Annotated in this window: 14 protein-coding genes; 5 read left to right on the top strand and 9 right to left on the bottom strand. The window is 65.5% G+C overall.

Annotated elements, in window-relative coordinates; translation table 11 throughout:
• Positions 1 to 18 precede the first annotated feature (18 nt).
• The 4 genes from NCR39_RS04390 to purT form a co-directional block, all read right to left on the bottom strand.
• On the bottom strand, positions 19 to 1,503 hold the full coding sequence (locus NCR39_RS04390; protein ID WP_250450921.1) for a DEAD/DEAH box helicase: 1,485 nt from the start codon (positions 1,501 to 1,503) through the stop codon (positions 19 to 21).
• Positions 1,504 to 1,987: 484 nt separating this feature from the next.
• Positions 1,988 to 2,353 (bottom strand): MliC family protein, encoded by a 366-nt coding sequence (locus NCR39_RS04385; protein WP_250450920.1) that lies wholly within the window; start codon positions 2,351 to 2,353, stop codon positions 1,988 to 1,990.
• Between the two features lie 39 nt (positions 2,354 to 2,392).
• Positions 2,393 to 2,590 carry a DUF6726 family protein gene (locus tag NCR39_RS04380; RefSeq protein WP_502800174.1) on the bottom strand — a complete coding sequence of 66 codons (198 nt, stop codon included), beginning with the start codon at positions 2,588 to 2,590 and terminating at the stop codon, positions 2,393 to 2,395.
• Between the two features lie 8 nt (positions 2,591 to 2,598).
• Positions 2,599 to 3,846, bottom strand: coding sequence for a formate-dependent phosphoribosylglycinamide formyltransferase (gene purT / locus NCR39_RS04375; RefSeq protein ID WP_250450917.1), 1,248 nt, complete (start codon positions 3,844 to 3,846; stop codon positions 2,599 to 2,601).
• Positions 3,847 to 4,117: 271 nt separating this feature from the next.
• On the opposite strand from purT, the gene NCR39_RS04370 reads away from it, so the two are divergent.
• Both NCR39_RS04370 and NCR39_RS04365 read left to right on the top strand, forming a co-directional pair.
• Positions 4,118 to 4,672 (top strand): META domain-containing protein, encoded by a 555-nt coding sequence (locus tag NCR39_RS04370; protein ID WP_250450916.1) that lies wholly within the window; start codon positions 4,118 to 4,120, stop codon positions 4,670 to 4,672.
• Positions 4,673 to 4,851: 179 nt separating this feature from the next.
• Positions 4,852 to 8,961: a DNA translocase FtsK gene (locus NCR39_RS04365; protein ID WP_250450915.1), complete on the top strand. Its 4,110-nt coding sequence runs from the start codon at positions 4,852 to 4,854 to the stop codon at positions 8,959 to 8,961.
• Between the two features lie 12 nt (positions 8,962 to 8,973).
• Here the strand turns inward: NCR39_RS04365 and NCR39_RS04360 are convergent, their stop codons facing one another.
• From NCR39_RS04360 to NCR39_RS04350, 3 genes are all read right to left on the bottom strand, one after another.
• Entirely contained in the window at positions 8,974 to 10,029 is a 1,056-nt protein-coding gene (locus NCR39_RS04360; RefSeq protein WP_250450914.1) for a transporter, read from the bottom strand.
• A 67-nt stretch (positions 10,030 to 10,096) separates the two neighbouring features.
• Positions 10,097 to 10,660 (bottom strand): antimicrobial peptide resistance and lipid A acylation PagP, encoded by a 564-nt coding sequence (locus tag NCR39_RS04355; RefSeq protein ID WP_250450913.1) that lies wholly within the window; start codon positions 10,658 to 10,660, stop codon positions 10,097 to 10,099.
• Between the two features lie 46 nt (positions 10,661 to 10,706).
• Positions 10,707 to 12,005 carry a lactonase family protein gene (locus NCR39_RS04350; RefSeq protein WP_502800156.1) on the bottom strand — a complete coding sequence of 433 codons (1,299 nt, stop codon included), beginning with the start codon at positions 12,003 to 12,005 and terminating at the stop codon, positions 10,707 to 10,709.
• Between the two features lie 154 nt (positions 12,006 to 12,159).
• On the opposite strand from NCR39_RS04350, the gene NCR39_RS04345 reads away from it, so the two are divergent.
• Complete coding sequence (locus NCR39_RS04345; RefSeq protein WP_250450912.1) at positions 12,160 to 12,312, top strand: DUF3096 domain-containing protein; 153 nt, start codon at positions 12,160 to 12,162, stop codon at positions 12,310 to 12,312.
• Between the two features lie 159 nt (positions 12,313 to 12,471).
• Here NCR39_RS04345 and NCR39_RS04340 read toward each other — a convergent pair whose 3' ends face one another.
• On the bottom strand, positions 12,472 to 12,720 hold the full coding sequence (locus NCR39_RS04340; RefSeq protein ID WP_250450911.1) for a hypothetical protein: 249 nt from the start codon (positions 12,718 to 12,720) through the stop codon (positions 12,472 to 12,474).
• 395 nt (positions 12,721 to 13,115) lie between these two features.
• On the opposite strand from NCR39_RS04340, the gene NCR39_RS04335 reads away from it, so the two are divergent.
• Both NCR39_RS04335 and NCR39_RS04330 read left to right on the top strand, forming a co-directional pair.
• Positions 13,116 to 14,981 carry a glycoside hydrolase family 15 protein gene (locus NCR39_RS04335; RefSeq protein WP_250450910.1) on the top strand — a complete coding sequence of 622 codons (1,866 nt, stop codon included), beginning with the start codon at positions 13,116 to 13,118 and terminating at the stop codon, positions 14,979 to 14,981.
• 340 nt (positions 14,982 to 15,321) lie between these two features.
• The gene (locus NCR39_RS04330) at positions 15,322 to 16,593 is read left to right on the top strand and encodes a polyhydroxyalkanoate depolymerase (protein ID WP_250450909.1); all 1,272 of its coding nucleotides are present in this window, start codon (positions 15,322 to 15,324) and stop codon (positions 16,591 to 16,593) included.
• A 92-nt stretch (positions 16,594 to 16,685) separates the two neighbouring features.
• Here NCR39_RS04330 and NCR39_RS04325 read toward each other — a convergent pair whose 3' ends face one another.
• Positions 16,686 to 17,318 carry a TetR/AcrR family transcriptional regulator gene (locus tag NCR39_RS04325; protein WP_250450908.1) on the bottom strand — a complete coding sequence of 211 codons (633 nt, stop codon included), beginning with the start codon at positions 17,316 to 17,318 and terminating at the stop codon, positions 16,686 to 16,688.
• Between the last annotated feature and the right edge of the window lie 99 nt (positions 17,319 to 17,417).

Here is a 17,417-nt window from a genome sequence, read left to right as displayed (position 1 = left end):
ACATTTGAATCACGACGTTCAGGACGTCTTGCGGGGCATGCCTAGACCGCCGAGCAACGCCGCGAGCGGCTGCTTCGACGCGCTCTTGCGCTCCGGCTCGGGCGCTTCCTCATGCCGCTTCATCGCCGAGGGCGACGGCTCATACGGCTTCAGGAAAAACTCGTCGATCGGCTGCTGACGGCCGCGCGGCCGGTCATACGAACTCGACGACGTGCGGCGGCGCGATCCCGCCTCGTCACGCGCGCCATGACGATGTTCCGCGCGCTCGCCGCGTGCGGGCCGCTCGTCGCGCCGCGCGCCGTCGCGACGCATCGGCGTGGCAACCTGAAGCGTCTGCACTTCGAGCGGACGCTTGATCAGCTTTTCGATGTCCGCGAGCTGCTTGCGCTCGTTGGCGCTGCACAGCGACAGCGCGTCGCCCGACGCGCCCGCGCGGCCCGTGCGGCCGATTCGGTGCACGTAGTCTTCGGCGTTGAACGGCAGATCGAAGTTGATGACCGCCGGCAGTTCGGCGATGTCGAGACCGCGCGCCGCGACATCGGTGGCGACGAGCGCTTCGATTTCGCCGCGCTTGAACGCATCGAGCGCCTGCATCCGCTCGCTCTGCGAACGGTCGCCGTGAATGGCGGTCGCCACGATGCCGTCGCGCTCCAGCACACGCGCGAGCCGGCTCGCGCCGATCTTGCTGTTGCAGAACACGATCACCTGCTTCAGCTCGCGCTCGCGGATGATCTGCGCCACCGCGCCCGATTTGTCGCTCTCGTGCACTTCGTAGACGATCTGGCGCACGTTCGTCGCGGTGGAATTGCTGCGCGCGACTTCGATCGTCTGCGGGTTGCGGAGATAGGTCGACGCGAGTTTCTTGATTTCGGGCGAGAACGTCGCGGAGAAAAGCAGCGTCTGGCGTTCCTTCGGCAGCAGATTCAGGATGCGCTGGAGGTCCGGCAGAAAGCCCATGTCGAGCATGCGGTCGGCTTCGTCGAGCACGAGCATCTGCACCTGGCCGAGATTGAGCGTCTTTTGCTGGACGTGGTCGAGCAGGCGGCCCGGCGTCGCGATCAGAATTTCGACGCCACGGCGCAGCGCCTCCGACTGCGGATTCATGTCGACGCCGCCGAACACCACCGTGCTGCGCAGCGGCGTGTGCTTCGAGTACGTCTGCACGTTGGCGGCGACCTGATCGGCGAGTTCGCGCGTCGGCGTGAGCATCAGCGCGCGCACGGGATGCCGCGCCGGCGATGCGCTCGTGTTGGCCATCGGCAAAAGGCGCTGGATGATCGGCAGCGAAAAGCTCGCGGTCTTTCCGGTGCCGGTCTGAGCCGCGCCCATCACGTCGCTGCCCGACAGGACGACGGGAATGGCTTTCGCCTGAATCGGCGTGGGCTTGGTGTAGCCCGACTCGCTCACCGCCTTCAGGATGTCGGCGGACAGGCCGAACTGATCGAACGTGAGCGCGGCCGTGGATTCTTCGGTGGACGTGTTCGTGGCGACGGAATCAGACATGGTGACTATGTTGGCTTTCGCTAAAGGTCCGCTCGATGCGGCGCGCGTGATGGATCGTTCGAGAGAGTCCGGTCGGTCACGCGTGTGTGTTTCGGTGGCGCGGAATGGTCCGCGACGCAATATGCAAGAGATTCGGCGTCCGGCGTTCGCACGGTGCAATCGGTGGTCCGCGCCGGGCGGTGCCTCGCTTTTCGGTTGCGCGCCCGGCGCGGCTACCCGGCTCAAGCAATCCGCGCTTCATGGAACACCGTTTCGATGACGCTTTCGGGACATCGGGTCGATCCGGCGCGCTTGCTGCGATCGGCTCTGGTGCTGCATGGACCGCGTTGTGTTCGCCCGCCATCGCAGCCACCGGCTTCATTGCCGGAAAACCGTGCATTGTAGCACCGCCCCGCAAAGCGCTCCGGTGCATGAAGCGTCCGCCGCTGCGGTCCTGCGCCGCGCCCCTTCGTCGCTCTTCGGCACTCTTCGGCACTCTTCGACCTTATTTCGGGCGTGCCTGGCAATCCGCGAGCAGCGGCGGCGAATCCTTGGCGGCCATCTCGTCGTAAAGATTCGCCTGCGGACCCTTCGTCCACCACGTGTATTGATCCGCGACGTATCGCGCGCCCGAACCCGCGATCACGTTCACGAACAGCAGCTTGCGCCCGTCGACCGTCAGCGCCGCGAAGCTCTGGCGATTGCGCGTGTTCGTGTACTGCACCGACACGGTCTTGCCGTCCTTGCAGTCGTAGCGCGTGGTTTCGGTCGATGCCGTCTGGATCTGCGGAACCGTCAGCGGCATCGCGAGCGCAGACTGCGCACATTGCGCGGCCATGCCGGCGATCGAAAGTGCGAGGAACCTGTTCATCGGTCGATCCGTCGTTCGTGGTGAGCGCGTATCCGCTAATCAAGGATCGATGACATCGGCGCAAGCGTCGGTCGGCGCGGCGGCGACATGGCCGACCACCGGCACGATCTTCAGCCCCGCCGATACGATCCGGCACGGCGCGGCCGCCAGTCCGCAACCCGACAATCCCACGCATGCCGCGACGAGCGCGGCCAGCCCCAAGCGTTTCACAGTGTTTCTCCTGTCGGCGCGAGCGATGCGCGCGATCACTTCGTCGAAACCGGCCGCACCTTCGACGCCGCCAGCTTCGCCCGTTCGCGCGCCTCGTCTGTATCGACGCCCGTCGCCACCGCCACGCCCATGCGGCGCTTCACGAAGCTCTCGGGCTTGCCGAAGAGCCGCACGTCCGCGCCCGGCACCGCCAGCGCCTCGCCGACGCCCTCGAACGCAATGCCCGCCTCGTCGATGCCGCCATAAATGACCGCCGACGCCCCGGGTGTGGAAAGCGCCGTATCGACCGGCAAGCCCAAAATGGCGCGGGCATGAAGCTCGAATTCGGAGAAGCGCTGCGTCGCGAGCGTGACGAGGCCGGTATCGTGCGGACGCGGGCTCACTTCGGAGAACCAGACTTCGTCGCCGCGCACGAACAGTTCGACGCCGAAAAGGCCGCGCCCGCCGAGCGCCGTCGTGACTTTCGCGGCGACGTCGCGCGCCTTTTCGAGCGCGGCGGCGCTCATCGGCTGCGGCTGCCACGATTCGACGTAATCGCCCGCCACCTGAACATGCCCGATCGGCTCGCAGAAATACGTTTCGGTCTTGCCGCTCGCGGAATCGGCGGCGCGCACGGTGAGCTGCGTGATCTCGTATTCGAAGTCGATGAAACCCTCGACGATCACGCGCCCGTGATTCACGCGCCCGCCCGCCATTGCGTAGTTCCATGCGGGTTCGACATCCGCTTCGCTCCGGAGCACGGACTGGCCCTTGCCCGACGACGACATCACCGGCTTCACCACGCACGGAAAGCCGATCTTCGCGATCGCCGCCTTCATCTCGTCGAGCGATTGCGCGAACGCATACGGCGATGTCGGCAGGCCGAGCGTTTCGGCGGCGAGCCGGCGGATGCCTTCGCGGTTCATAGTCAGTTGCGTGGCGCGCGCGGTCGGAATGACGGTGGCCGCGCCCGACGCTTCGATTTCGGCGAGCGCGTCCGTGGCGATGGCCTCGATCTCCGGCACGATCAAATGCGGCCGCTCCTGCTCGACGAGCGCACGCAGCGCGGCGGGATCGGTCATGTCGATGACATGCGCGCGATGCGCGACCTGATGCCCCGGCGCGTTCGCGTAGCGATCCACCGCGATCACTTCGACGCCGAGCCGCTGCAGCGCGATGATCACTTCCTTGCCGAGTTCTCCCGCGCCGAGCAGCATGACGCGCGTGGCGTGCGAAGAAAGCGGCGTGCCGATTGACGAGGCGAAGTCTTTCGCTGCGTGGTTGCCGGATGAATCGGTCTGCATGCGTACTCCAGTGAAATCGGGTTGTGCGTCGGCGCGAAGGGCATGAAAAGCCCTGCAAAACCGATAGGCGGCGATGTTAACACGCACCGCCCGCGCAAGCCCCTCTGCCGTTCGGCATATTGACAAGCGGTATTGACTCGCGCCTGGCGCCCGAATTCCCGGCGGCATCAATCAACAAGGCCGCCGCCGATCATTTTGTTGCATGTCAACGCTGGACAAATCACAGGACGCGTGCGATACCCTTACGCTTTCGCCAGCTTTGAGATCATCGATGTCCTCGCAATTCCCCCGCGCATCGCGTTCGCGTTCTTCATGGTCATCGCGCTGCGCCGTTGCCGCGCTCGTCGCAGCGACCGTCATGTGCGGTTGCGCGATGCCGCAGCATCCCGACACGAGCGCGCCGCCGACCGATCCCTACAATCCCGCCGCGACGCAATTGCTCGACGACACGCAGTGGGAACTCACCGCCTGGACCGAAGCGAGCGGCCAGCCCCGCGCCATTCCGACCGCCGCGGTCGGCGCGCAGCCCATCACGCTCGTCTTCTCGACGGAAAGCGGACGCCGGCGCGCGAGCGGCTTCTCCGGCTGCAATCGCTACACCGGCGCATACGATCTGAAAGACGGCAAGCTGAGCTTCGGGCCGCTCGCGGGGACGCGCATGGCGTGCGGGTCCGGGCCAAACGCATTGGGCGGCGCAGTCGAGCGTCCCTATCTCGATGGCCTCGCGCACATCGCGAAAAGCGGCGTCCAGATGAAACCGCCGCAATCGCTTCGATTGACGCTCGATGACGGCGAAGTGCTCACCTTCGCGCGACACGAAAAATGACCGCGTGCGCGTCGCGCGTCGCCGGCCGGCCGGTGCGTAGATGTTGCGTGCTCGCGCCAGGCGCGTCGGCTTGGCCCGCGACCCGTTAAACTGCTCGATCGATCCGCCCGGCCCTCGCGCGATGCGTGCTGGCGGGCAGCAGTCCCATCCGTCTCACCCAACCTTGGTTCATCCTTAGCATGCACACGGTAGTTCTCGGCTGGTTCGGTGCATCAGTCGTCTGGTTCCTTGCGCTTTTCTGGCGCGTCGTCAAATCGGTGCTGCCGGGCGGCGCGGGGCTGCGCGGCCCCGGCACCATCCGGCTGTGGCTGGGCTTTCTGTGCGTGCTGCTGTCGAGCGCCGCGCTCGAAGGCGGGCTCGCCGGCGCGTTCGAGGCGCAGCAGAACATCAACCGCGGCGGGCGCGCCCTGGCGAGCGCGCTTGCCGGCATCGCGCAGCCGGCGGGGGCCATCGCCATCGCGGCGCTGTTGCTTGCGATCAGCCTGCCGTGGCTCGTCGAATTCCGCTGGCGCTCGGTGCTTCGCTGGGTCGAAGAAGCGTTCGGTTTCGGGCTTCCGCAAAGCTGGACCACGCCGCCCGACGATTCCGAGCGCGAGGCGCGTCCTCGCGAGTCCGGCAGCGCCAAGTCGAAGTCCAAGCTCGGCAAGATGCGCTGGCGCGAGCGCCGCACGCGGGAGCCGGCGGCGAGCGGGTCGGTGAGCGGGTCGGTGCGAGGCATCGGCGGCGAACATTTCGATGCGATGAGTTCGCGCACGTCGCACGACGAAGCGACGCTCGGCATGCCGTCGGCCAATCGCAGCGGGCGCTATCAGCGGCCGACGGTGTGGCGTCCGCCTGAGACGGGCAAGCGCCCGGTCAAGCGCGGCGAGACGGGCGCCGCGAACATTGCGGAGACGGCCGAGGCGTACTCGAAGCGCCCGGCCTTCGAGCGCGCGGGCACGGCGGTGCCGGCGGCGTTCGTCGAGCCTGTCGCGCCGGACGGATGGCTGAATTCGCTGTCGACGTCGGCGGCTGCGCTGGGATCGTCGATGTCGACGGGCAAGGCGACGGCCAACGCGCCCGTCGCCGGCGATGCGCGCATGCAGTCGCCCGCGCGCGCGGCGATGCCTGCGTCTGCCGTTGCGCCTTCCTTATCGACTGCGGGCGCGCCGGTCAGCCGCCCGTCCGTCAAGCCTGCGCCTGCGCCGATGCCGGCCAGGGCTTCTGTTTCTACCGGCACGAATGCGAGCGCGATGGCCGCGTCGCGTGCGCCGGCCGGTTCGACGCCGTCTCCCGTCTCGCGGGCAGTCGCCGCGCGCGCGCCGTCGCGAAACGTGACGCAAACCGCCGCCGCACGCGATGTGCGTCCGCAGCCCTTCGCCGCGCCCGCCTTCTCACGCGCGCCGGTGCCCGCCACGCCGCCGCCGCCACCGGAAGCGATTCAGGCGACGCTGCGCTCGATCGAAGAAAACGCGGCGCTCTGGACGTCGCTCGCCGGGGCGAGTCTTGCCCGCGATCACGAAGCGCAGACGCTGCCGGAGCATGGTGCGGGCGTTGCACAGCCGGCATCGTCGGGCGCGAGCGGTCTGGCTTTGTCCGCCCTGCCCGCTTCGCTTCGAGAAGGCGCGATGCACGCGCCGGCGGGCGCAGCGTCCGAGGTCAATGCGCCGTTCGCGTCGGGCCGGCTCGCGTCCTTCGCGGCGGAATCGGCTCGTGGGATAGAAGCCGAGCGCTCGATGGTGAAGCGCGTGCAAGCGCTCGTCGGCACGGACGAGGACGCTCGTATCGATACGTTGCAAGCCGATGGCGATCGTGCGGCGCCGACGACGGAAAAAGGTCTAGAACACGCGCCGCAGTCGCCGCGCGATGATGCGTTGGCGACAGCGCTGCAGAGTCCTACCGGAACGCAGCCGCCCGAAGTGCGCTCGAACATTCCGCAGCCGTCGTCGAGCGATGCAGCGGCGTCTACGGTTCTTCACACCGACCCAAAGATCGAGACCGTCACGCCCAACAGCGATGCGCTCCTCAACGCACCGGTCGATGCTTCCGCCGTTCGCATCAACGGAAACCACGCATCGGCGGTGGCAAGCGAGCCGGAACCGGCCGCACTGCTCGGCAACGCGCCGTTCGCCGCAGCCTCCGTCCCCACGGACACGACGGCCTCCACGACCGCACTGCCCGTTGAACCGCCTTCGTTCGAATCGTTGTCCGGCATGGCTGCATGGTCGAATGCAACGGATGCAGCCGCAATGCCGACTGCGCCGTCCGCATTCGCAGCATCGCACTCAGACCGTTCGCATTACCCGGCTCAAGACGCCACCGACGCCGACCCGCGTCACACCGCGCCTTTCTCAGCGGGCAGCGAAGCAACGCAAAGCCTCCCGCCAGCCGCGACCGCATCGGCTATCCGCGCAACCACGTCTTTCGCAGCCGAACGCGCGCCCGAGCCCGCGTACCCTCACGAGCCCGCATGGATCCCGACACAAGCGCCCGCATCGCCTGAGCAAAGCGTCTTGACGACGCCGGCGCCGATGCCCGCCGCGCCGTCCGCGTTCGAACCGGCGAGTTATCCGTTCGACGCCGCGCCCGTCCTCCCGCCGCCTCTTCCCGACGCGCTGCTGGATCGCAAGCAAGCGCCGTCGACGATGGAAACGCCGCCCTGGTCCGACGACGACATCGCGTCCACGCCGCCGTCGCTCCCGACGCTCGATGCGCCGCAACCGGCGCCCTCGCCCCGCCCGGAGACCCCTGCCAGCGCGCCCGAACCCCGCCAGCCCGTGCGCGGCTCCGCCGGCGCGGCGTTCGAATTCCACGCGCCGCAGGCATCGTCGGTCGAATTGCCGCCCTTCGACCTGCTCGAACCGGCCTCCGACGAAATCGAGCCCGTTTCCGAGGAACGCCTCGCCGAAACCGGCCAGTTGATCGAGCAGCGCCTGCAGGAATTCAAGGTGCCGGTGACGGTCGTCGGCGCGTCGGCGGGGCCGGTCATCACGCGCTTCGAAGTGGAGCCGGCGCTCGGCGTGCGCGGCAGTCAGATCGTCGGCCTGATGAAAGACCTGTCGCGCGGGCTCGGCCTCACGTCGATTCGCGTCGTGGAAACGATTCCCGGCAAGACCTGCATGGGCCTCGAATTGCCGAACGCGAAGCGCCAGATGATCCGCCTCTCGGAGATTCTGGAGCATGACGTGTATCGCGCGTCGAAGTCGAATCTCACGATCGCGATGGGCAAGGACATCGTCGGCAATCCGGTCGTGACCGATCTCGCGAAAGCGCCGCACATGCTCGTCGCGGGCACGACGGGCTCGGGCAAGTCCGTCGCGATCAACGCGATGATCCTCTCGCTGCTCTACAAGGCCAAGCCCGAGGACGTGCGCCTCATCATGATCGATCCGAAGATGCTGGAACTCTCCGTCTACGAGGGCATTCCGCATCTGCTCGCGCCCGTCGTCACCGACATGAAGCTCGCCTCGAACGCGCTCAACTGGTGCGTCGGCGAAATGGAGAAGCGGTATCGGCTGATGTCGGCGGTCGGTGTGCGCAACCTGCAAGGCTTCAATCAGAAGGTGCGCAACACCGAAGCCGCGGGCAAGAAGCTCACGAATCCGTTCTCGCTGACGCCCGACGCGCCCGAGCCGCTCTCGACGCTGCCGCTGATCGTCGTCGTCATCGACGAACTCGCCGATCTCATGATGGTCGCCGGCAAGCAGATCGAACAGTTGATCGCGCGGCTCGCGCAGAAGGCGCGCGCGGCCGGCATCCACCTGATTCTGGCGACGCAGCGGCCTTCGGTCGATGTCATCACGGGTCTCATCAAGGCGAACATTCCGACGCGCGTGGCGTTCCAGGTGTCGTCGAAGATCGATTCGCGCACGATTCTCGACCAGATGGGCGCGGAATCGCTGCTCGGCGCGGGCGACATGCTGTTCCTGCCGCCCGGCACCGGCTATCCGCAGCGCGTGCACGGCGCGTTCGTCGCGGACGACGAAGTGCATCGCGTGGTCGAGTATCTGAAGCAGTTCGGCGAGCCGGAGTACGAGGAAGGCATCCTGTCCGGGCCGACGGCGGAAGGCGGCTCGCAGGACCTGTTCGGCGACGCGCCCGACGCCGAAGCCGATCCGCTCTACGACGAAGCCGTCGCGTTCGTCGTGCGCACGCGGCGCGCGTCGATTTCGTCGGTGCAGCGGCAATTGCGCATCGGCTATAACCGCGCGGCGCGGCTCGTCGAGCAGATGGAAGCGGCCGGACTCGTTTCGCCGATGGGCACGAACGGCAATCGCGAAGTGCTCGCGCCGCCCGGCCCCGGCGAGTGAAGCGCGCTCAACTCACCATAAGCGCAGTTTGCGCAACAGCATGATCGTGATGGCGGCGCACCCCGCCATCACGCCGACCACGATCCAGAACGAATGCGGATCGTGCGTGCCGGGCAATCCGGCCACGTTCATGCCGAAGATGCCCGTCACGAGCGTGGCGGGCAGCAGCAACGCCGACATGATCGCGAGCCAAAGCAGCTTCCGGTTGATGTCCTCGGAAAGCTGCGCCGCGATCTCGTCCTGCAGCAGCTTCGCGCGCTCATAAAGCCCTTCGAGTCCGCCGCCCAGACCATTGAGCACCTGAATGGCCTGCACGAGCGCTTCCATCGAACGCGGCTCGGCCCATTCGAGGCGGCGCGTCACGAGTTGCGTCAGCGCGTTGCGTTCCGGATCGATAAACCGCTTGACCTCGACTAAACGCCGCCGCACGTCGCCCAGTTGCGCGCGCCAGTTCGCGTGGCTGTTTTCGAGCACGCCCTCTTCCACGTCGTCGAGCCGGTCGCCGATTTCGTCGATGCGATCCACGAACGTCTCGTTCAGCGCGCGAATCAGGCCCGCGAAGAGATCGACGGTATCGCGGAAGGTCGCGCCTTCGAGCACCGCGTGACGCAGCCGGTCGGTCGATTGCAGCGGCCGCGCGCGCACGGTGATCATGCGGTGTTTATCGACGTAAAAGCGCAGCGCGCCGGTCGCGCGGTTGTCCTCGCGCGCGCCGGGCGTCGCGGCTTGCGGCGCGGCGGCGACGAGTTCCAGGTCCGCCACCACGCCGTACATGAAGTTGCCGCCCATGTGCACGCGCGGGCGCTTATCCTCGCCGTTCAGGAACTCGCGCGCGACGTCCGGCATCGCCGTGACGGTTTCCAGCCAGCTTTCGACGGTATCGTCGTTTGCGGAAAGATGCAGCCACGTGAGACCGTCGCCGGCGACGGCCCTGCGCGCCTCATCCCACGACAGCCGCAGCGCCTCGCCGCCCGCGAAGTCGAACGCGCTGATGAAGCCCGGCGGCGTCGGATCGTTGCGGTCCGCGCTTGTGCGCGAGGGCGTGTCGGAAATGCGGATGGTGTCCAATCTTGCTTCTGCCTTTCAAAAACCAGGGTCGATGACGGCCCGCCTGCCGGACCGCCGGGGCATCGTACTAGAACTCGTAGCGGCCGAAGAAGAACGCGACGTCGCCGTCGTTGAGGCCGGGAATGCGCGGGATGAACGTGCCCATGATCGACGTCCGCCGATAGCGTATGGATGCAACCGGGAACGCGAGCGGCAGCGGCAGGTAATGCGCGACGTCGCTGCGCGCGGTGAAGCCCGCGAAAAAGCCGCCGCCGAGCTGCAATCCGCCCAGCGCCGGATTCGTGTACCACTGGCGCGCGTATCCGACGATCGGCTCGAAGTTGTGATGCGAGTCCGAGAACGCCATCGCGAAGAGCAGGTCTTCGTTGCCGTTCGCGTCGATCCAGTGCTTGCCCGCCCCGCCGCCCCACGACCACGGGTTCAGCTCGCTGCGATTCGTATAGCCGTCGATGTGCCAGCCATAGCCGGTTAGGTACAAGTCCCAGGTGCCGTCGTGCGCGACGCGCATCACGCGCTCGCATGCCGACGACAGCCACTCGTGCTTGTAATCGCACTGGGCTTCGCCGGCGTGCGCCGCGAACGAAAGACACAACAGTGAAACCGTGACCGCCTTGACCTTTATTTTTGTCATCGTGGATGGACTGCGTGGCTATTCGGGGTACGGCATGGTGCCGTCATCACGACGGCGAGACGAACTTGAAGTCCACCGGCGATCCGATCGAGAGGCGTTTCGGGTCCGACGCGAGTTCGCCCGTCGCGGGATCGCGCCGGAAGAAGAACGCGCTGTCGCTGTCCTGATTGCCGACGACGAGCCATCGCCCGCCCGGCTCGATCGCGAATTCGCGCGGCGTCTTGCCGAGCGTCGGATAGCGCTTCAGCAGCTTCAAATGCCCGTTCGCCGGATTCACCGCGAACGCGACGAGTTCGTTCACGTCGCCGCGATTCGTCGCGTAGAGAAAGCGCCCGTCCGGCGACAGATGCAGCGCGCCGCCGCCGATCTTGCCCTTGAAGCCCGGCGCGGTCATCGGCAGCGACTGCGTTTCGGTGAGCTTGCCGTCGGCGTAATCGAACACGGTCACCGACGCGTTCAGCTCCGACGTCAGATAGGCGTGCCTGCCGCTCGCGTCGAAAGTCAGGTGGCGCGGGCCGGCGCCCGCCTTGATCGGCGTGTAGCGCGCTTCGGTCGGACCGAACAGGCCGCGGCTGCCATCGGGCGTGTAGCGATAGCTGTACAGCTTGTCGAGACCGAGATCCTGCGCGAAAAGATATTTGCCGTCGGGCGAGAAGACCGTCGAATGGACGTGCGAGTTGTCCTGCCGGCCTTTGACCGGGCCGCTGCCTTCATGATGCACGGTCAGCACGGATGCGCCGACGTGTCCGTCGCCGGCAAGCGGAAAAACGGCGAAGCTGCCGCCGGGATTCGCCGCGACCGAATAGTTCGCGGCGAGCAGATATTTGCCGTCGGGCGAGATCGCGAGATAGCAGGGATCGTTGCCGTCCGCCGACACGCGATTCAGAAAGCTCAGTTGCCCGCTCGCGCGATCGAAGCGGAACGCGCTCACGCCGCCGCGCTGCGACGCGGGGCCGTTGTCGCCGGGCAATTCGTTGACGGCGTAGACATAGTTGCGGTCGCGGCTGACGACGAGATACGACGGATTCACCGTCTGCGCCGATGCCACGCGCGTCAGCTCGCCGTTGCCCGTATCGAAACGATAGACATAGATTCCTTCGCTCTTGCCGCCGCCCGTGTAGGTGCCGATGAGCAGGTCATAGACTTCGCCCGTGCCCGAGGCTTGCGCGCCGCTCGCGCCCGGTGACGGCGACGCGGCCGCGCCGCCCGTCGTCTGCGCGAAGGCTTGCGCGGCGGCGAGCGTCAGCATGAACGCGATGCCTTTCGTCCAGCGCTTCGTCGGCGAGGGCTGGCGCGGTGCTTGCAAGGGCGGAATCGTCGCGGCGCGGGAAGGGGTCGGTTGCATGAAACCTCCTCATCGTCTATTTGCTGCTTGTTATGAAGGGCGTCGGCCGGCACGGATCGGCGTTGTACGGCAGCAAGTTGCGGACCACGGGGAATCGCCGCTTCGACGCCAATGAACTGGCTACACGACTTGAACCAACAAAGGAGCTGATGAGATGGACATTCACCTGAGCCTTGGACCGCTTATCTCGCTGATCGCCGGCATTCTGATTCTGGTGATGCCGCGGCTTCTGAACTTTATCGTGGCGATCTATCTGATCGTCATCGGGCTGATCGGCTTGTTCGGCACGGGCGCGGCGCATCTCTGAGGATCACGTTGCCTTGTGACGCCGATTCGCGTCAACGGTTCCGCGTGTAAGGCTTTCTTCACACTGAAAGCAAAACGCACGCGTGCAGTTCGAGCCGCACGCGTGCGTTTCTGGACGACTTTTGCGATGTCGACCCGGGCGCCGATTCCGCTCGGTCAGTTAGCCGTTCGCAAGCTGATCGAGCCGCATGCGCCCTTGCAGGGACAACGCGCCGACGGACAAACCGCTCGCGCCGAAGCGATAGTGGCGGAAACATCCGCGTTCGGTGAGAAAGACCGCGGCGGTGTCCATTGCGTTGCGCGAGAGGCCGAGACGTTTGTGATCGAGCGCGAGCAAGGCGTCGGTGTCGCGTACGCCGCTTGCAGCGGAAAGAATGGCGATGCAGTCAGCTTTCGACGGATTAAGCATAGTTATGTGTCCTCGAAACGCGTGGCAACGGTGTGTGAAGGAAACGATGCGGCGTCCGCGCGACATGCGCCGAAACGGTGAGCGATCGCGCCGTGGAAGGCGCGCGAACCATTGCGCGGACGTTCATTCAAACATCAGCTTATTTTTTTGGCAACGGTGCAATCGGCGCTCGGGTAGCGTTTATCCGCCAACCGGGCGCGGCACGCCGTCGCAGCGCTTTTCGCGCACCCCGCCGCCAGGCGGAAGCGCCCGGTTTTCTGCTCGCCATGAACGATTGCGGCAGAATGCGGCCACATGCAGATGCATATTTGGAAGGCAATTGCGCCGCGGCCGCCGATGGCGCGCCGTCCCCGACAACCCGGCGCCTCGCGCGCCGATCGCAACGACGTTCGCTTATGCCCGCACTGATCGAAGACTACGCCATGGTCGGCGACGGCCACACCGCCGCCCTCATCTCCCGCGACGGTTCCGTCGACTGGCTATGCTGGCCCCGCTTCGATTCGGGCGCGTGCTTCTCCGCGCTCCTCGGCACGCCCGAGCACGGCCGATGGCTGATCGCGCCTTCGATGCCCGACGGAGAATCGCCCGTCACGCGCCGCCGCTATCGCGACGACACGCTCATCCTCGAAACCGATTTCGAAACGCCGGAAGGCGCCGTCACCGTCGTCGATTTCATGCCGTCGCGCAACGGACATTCGGAACTGGTGCGCATCGTCGTCGGCAAGCGCGGCACCGTGCGCATGAAGCTGGAACTCGTGCTGCGGTTCGATTACGGATCGGCGGTGCCGTGGGTCAGCCGTCTGCCGGACGATAGCGGCATCCGCGCGATCGCCGGCCCCGATCTCGCGGTGCTGCGCACGCCGGTCGATCTCGTCGGCGAGAACATGCGCACGACCGCCTGCTTCGATGTCAGCGAAGGCGAGCGCGTGCCGTTCTCGCTGTGCTATTCGCAATCGCACTTGCGCCTGCCGCCCGCGCACGATCCGCACACGCAGCTCGCGCGCACCGAAAACCACTGGCGCGACTGGTCCGCGCAAAGCGAACTGAAAGGCCGCTGGGCCGGCGCGATCCGCCGCTCGCTCATCACGCTCAAGGCGCTCGCGTATGAACCGACGGGCGGCATCGTCGCGGCGCCGACGACATCGCTGCCCGAGCAGCTCGGCGGCACGCGGAACTGGGATTATCGCTATTGCTGGCTGCGCGACGCGACCATCACGCTGCTCGCGCTGATGCGCGGCGGCTATTACGACGAAGCCCGCGCGTGGCGTGCGTGGCTCGGCCGCGCGATGGCCGGATCGCCGTCGCAGGTGCAGATCATGTACGGCATCGCGGGCGAGCGGCGGCTGCCCGAATGGGAAATTCCGTGGCTGCCGGGCTATGAAAACGCGCAGCCGGTGCGCATCGGCAACGGCGCGGTCGATCAGTTGCAGCTCGACGTCTACGGCGAAGTGATGAACGCGCTGCACCTCGCGCGCGTCGGCGGCCTGCAAAGCGACGACACCGCGTGGTCCATCCAGTGCACGATGCTCCAGCATCTCGACGGCATCTGGGAACAACCCGACGAAGGCATCTGGGAAGTGCGCGGCGGACGCCAACACTTCACGTTCTCCAAGGTGATGGCGTGGGTCGCGTACGACCGCGCGATCAAATCGGCGGAGAAGTTTCGCCTGCCCGGTCCTGTCGACCATTGGCGCGAGATGCGCGACCGCATTCACGCCGATGTCTGCGAGAAAAGCTGGAATCCGGCCATGAACGCGTTCACGCAGGTCTATCACGGCGATGCGCTCGACGCGAGTCTCCTTCTCATCCCGCTGCTCGGCTTTTTGCCGCCCGATGATCCGCGTGTGACCGGCACCGTACATGCGATCGAGACCGATCTGACGCACGATGGACTGGTGAAGCGCTATCACACGACCGAAGTTTCCGACGGTCTGCCGCCGGGGGAAGGCACGTTTCTGGCTTGTAGCTTCTGGCTGGTCGACAATCTGGCGCTGCAAGGCAGGCACGACGAAGCGCATGCCAGGTTCGAGCGCCTGGTCGGCCTGGCGAACGATGTTGGGCTACTCGCGGAGGAATACGACACCGTGGCGAAGCGCATGGTCGGCAACTTCCCGCAGGCGTTCACGCACGTGGCGCTCGTGCATACGGGAATGAACCTGATGCGCCACGAGGAAGAGATGGCGAAGGCGACCGGCCAGCCGTCGAGTTCCGAGCGTCGCGGGGCCGAAGTCGCCGTCGATGCGGCCAGCGGGAAACGTTAATAAACGATGCAAGCGATTGATTTAATTAGCCAGCCCCTTCGCTTGCCGCTAATATTGATGCACTGCACAACGACAAAACTGTTGCGCGGAAGCCGGCAAAATTCACCGGGTGGTTGTACCGGCCACCCGATAGGCGGAAAATCTTGCGTTCAGTCAAGTTTTGTCGCCTGATCGGATGGACGGCGGCAGCGTGCAGGCGCGCTGCGGCCAGCAACCTTTGCACCTTGCGGCACGGTCAGCCACCGCGCCGCCGGGATTTTTCGATTGCCGTCGACTCCGGACGGAAGCATCACCGGATTCGGCGGGCAGACCGGTTCGTACCGAAGTCATTGGGGCCAACATGCTCTACCAAATCCACGAATTTCAACGGGCCATGCTGTCTCCCCTCACTGCATGGGCCCAGGCCGCGTCGAAGTCGTTCGTGAATCCGGCCAGCCCCCTCGCCTATGTTCCCGGCTCCACGCGCTTTGCCGCAGGCTACGAACTGCTCTACCGTCTCGGGAAAGACTACGAGAAACCGGAGTTCGGCATCCATCAGATCGTCAAGGACGGTCACAACATTCCGATCGTCGAGCAGACGGTCGTCGAAAAGCCGTTTTGCCGACTGCTGCGCTTCAAGCGTTTCGCCGACGACAGCGCCACCGTCACCAAGCTGAAGAACGAGCCGATCGTGCTGGTGTGCGCGCCGCTGTCGGGCCACCACTCGACGCTCCTGCGCGATACGGTCGGCACGCTCTTGCAGGACCACAAGGTGTACATCACCGACTGGATCGACGCGCGCATGGTGCCGTTCGAAAGCGGCGCGTTCGATCTGAGCGATTACGTCGAATACATTCAGGAATTCATCCGCCACATCGGCGCGAAGGACCTGCACGTGATCTCGGTGTGTCAGCCGACCGTGCCCGTTCTCGCGGCGATTTCGCTGATGGCGAGCCGCGGCGAGGCCACGCCCCGCACGATGACGATGATGGGCGGCCCGATCGATGCGCGCCGCAGTCCCACGTCGGTCAATTCGCTGGCGAGCGAGCACTCGTACGAATGGTTCGAGAACAATGTCATCTACACGGTGCCGGCGAACTATCCGGGCGTGGGCCGCAAGGTGTATCCGGGCTTTCTGCAGCACGCGGGCTTCGTCGCGATGAATCCGGAGCGCCATCTCACCGCGCATTGGGACTTCTACCAAAACCTGCTGCGCGGCGACGATGACGACGCCGAACAGCATCGCCGCTTCTACGACGAATACAACGCCGTGCTCGACATGGCCGCCGAGTATTACCTGGAGACCATCCGCATCGTGTTCCAGGAATTCCGGCTGGCGGAAGGCACGTGGGAAGTCAACGGCGAGATGGTGCGTCCGCAGGACATCAAGAACACGGCGCTCTTCACCATCGAAGGCGAACTGGACGACATCTCCGGCAGCGGCCAGACGCGCGCCGCGCACGACCTGTGCACCGGCATCCCGCAAAAGAACCAGCGTCACTTCACTGCCGAAAAAGCCGGCCATTACGGCATTTTCTCGGGCCGCCGCTGGCGCACGATGGTGTATCCGCAGTTGCGCGAGTTCATTCTCGAACACGACAAATCGCCGAAAACGGAAGCGGTTGCAGCCTGATATTGGCTTCGGTACCGATTCCATTTTCAAAATGAAAACGTCGCGCCTTGCAAAAGGCGCGACGTTTTTTTGTTTCCGACCGGCGCAGCGTTTCAGCGGCGCATCAAATAGGCAAGCAGCAATTCCGTATTCAGTTTCACCATTTGTTCACGTTGCGCGGGCTCGCTGAAATCCAGACCAAAGGTTGCTTCGAGCGTGAACCGATTCGACACGATGTAATACCCCAGCCCCGACAGCGCGATATACAACTTAAGCGGGTCGACATCGGCGCGGAACAGCCCCGCCTTTTGGCCGCGATCGAGGATGTTCGTGAGCGTATCGACGACGGGCGAAATCAGCTCGCGCGTCCGATTCGATCCTTTGATATATCTCGCTTCGTGCAGATTCTCATTGTTGACCAAACGTAGCAGCTCGGGATGGTCGCGGTAGTAATCCCAAACGAAATGCGCGAGGCGCGTCATGGCTTCGACGGGTGCGACGCCGTCGAGATCGAGCGAACGCTCGGCCTCGGCAAGCGCGCTGAGCGCGTGTTCGAGTACGGCTGTGAAGAGCTGCTCCTTACTACCGAAGTAGTAATACAGCATACGTTCATTGGTTTCCGCCCGCCGGGCGATTTGATCCACGCGCGCGCCAAACAGGCCGCCCGCTGCGAATTCCTCCGCGGCGGCAAGCAGGATACGGCGGCGGGTTCCTTCAGGATCTCTTTTGATTTTCGGCTGATTCATGATGGCATGAGTCGGGAGCCGCGTTGTCCGGATATGCGTCACGCGGCCCGCATTGGGGTACATGACGTGAACGGGCGCGCCAAAGTTATTGGGGAACAC

Origin of the sequence: Caballeronia sp. ATUFL_M2_KS44 (genome assembly GCF_023630965.1) — a bacterium.
Classification (GTDB): domain Bacteria; phylum Pseudomonadota; class Gammaproteobacteria; order Burkholderiales; family Burkholderiaceae; genus Caballeronia; species Caballeronia concitans.
The sequence above is the reverse complement of the archived record's forward strand: the minus strand, read 5'-3'. Positions and strand labels throughout refer to the sequence as shown.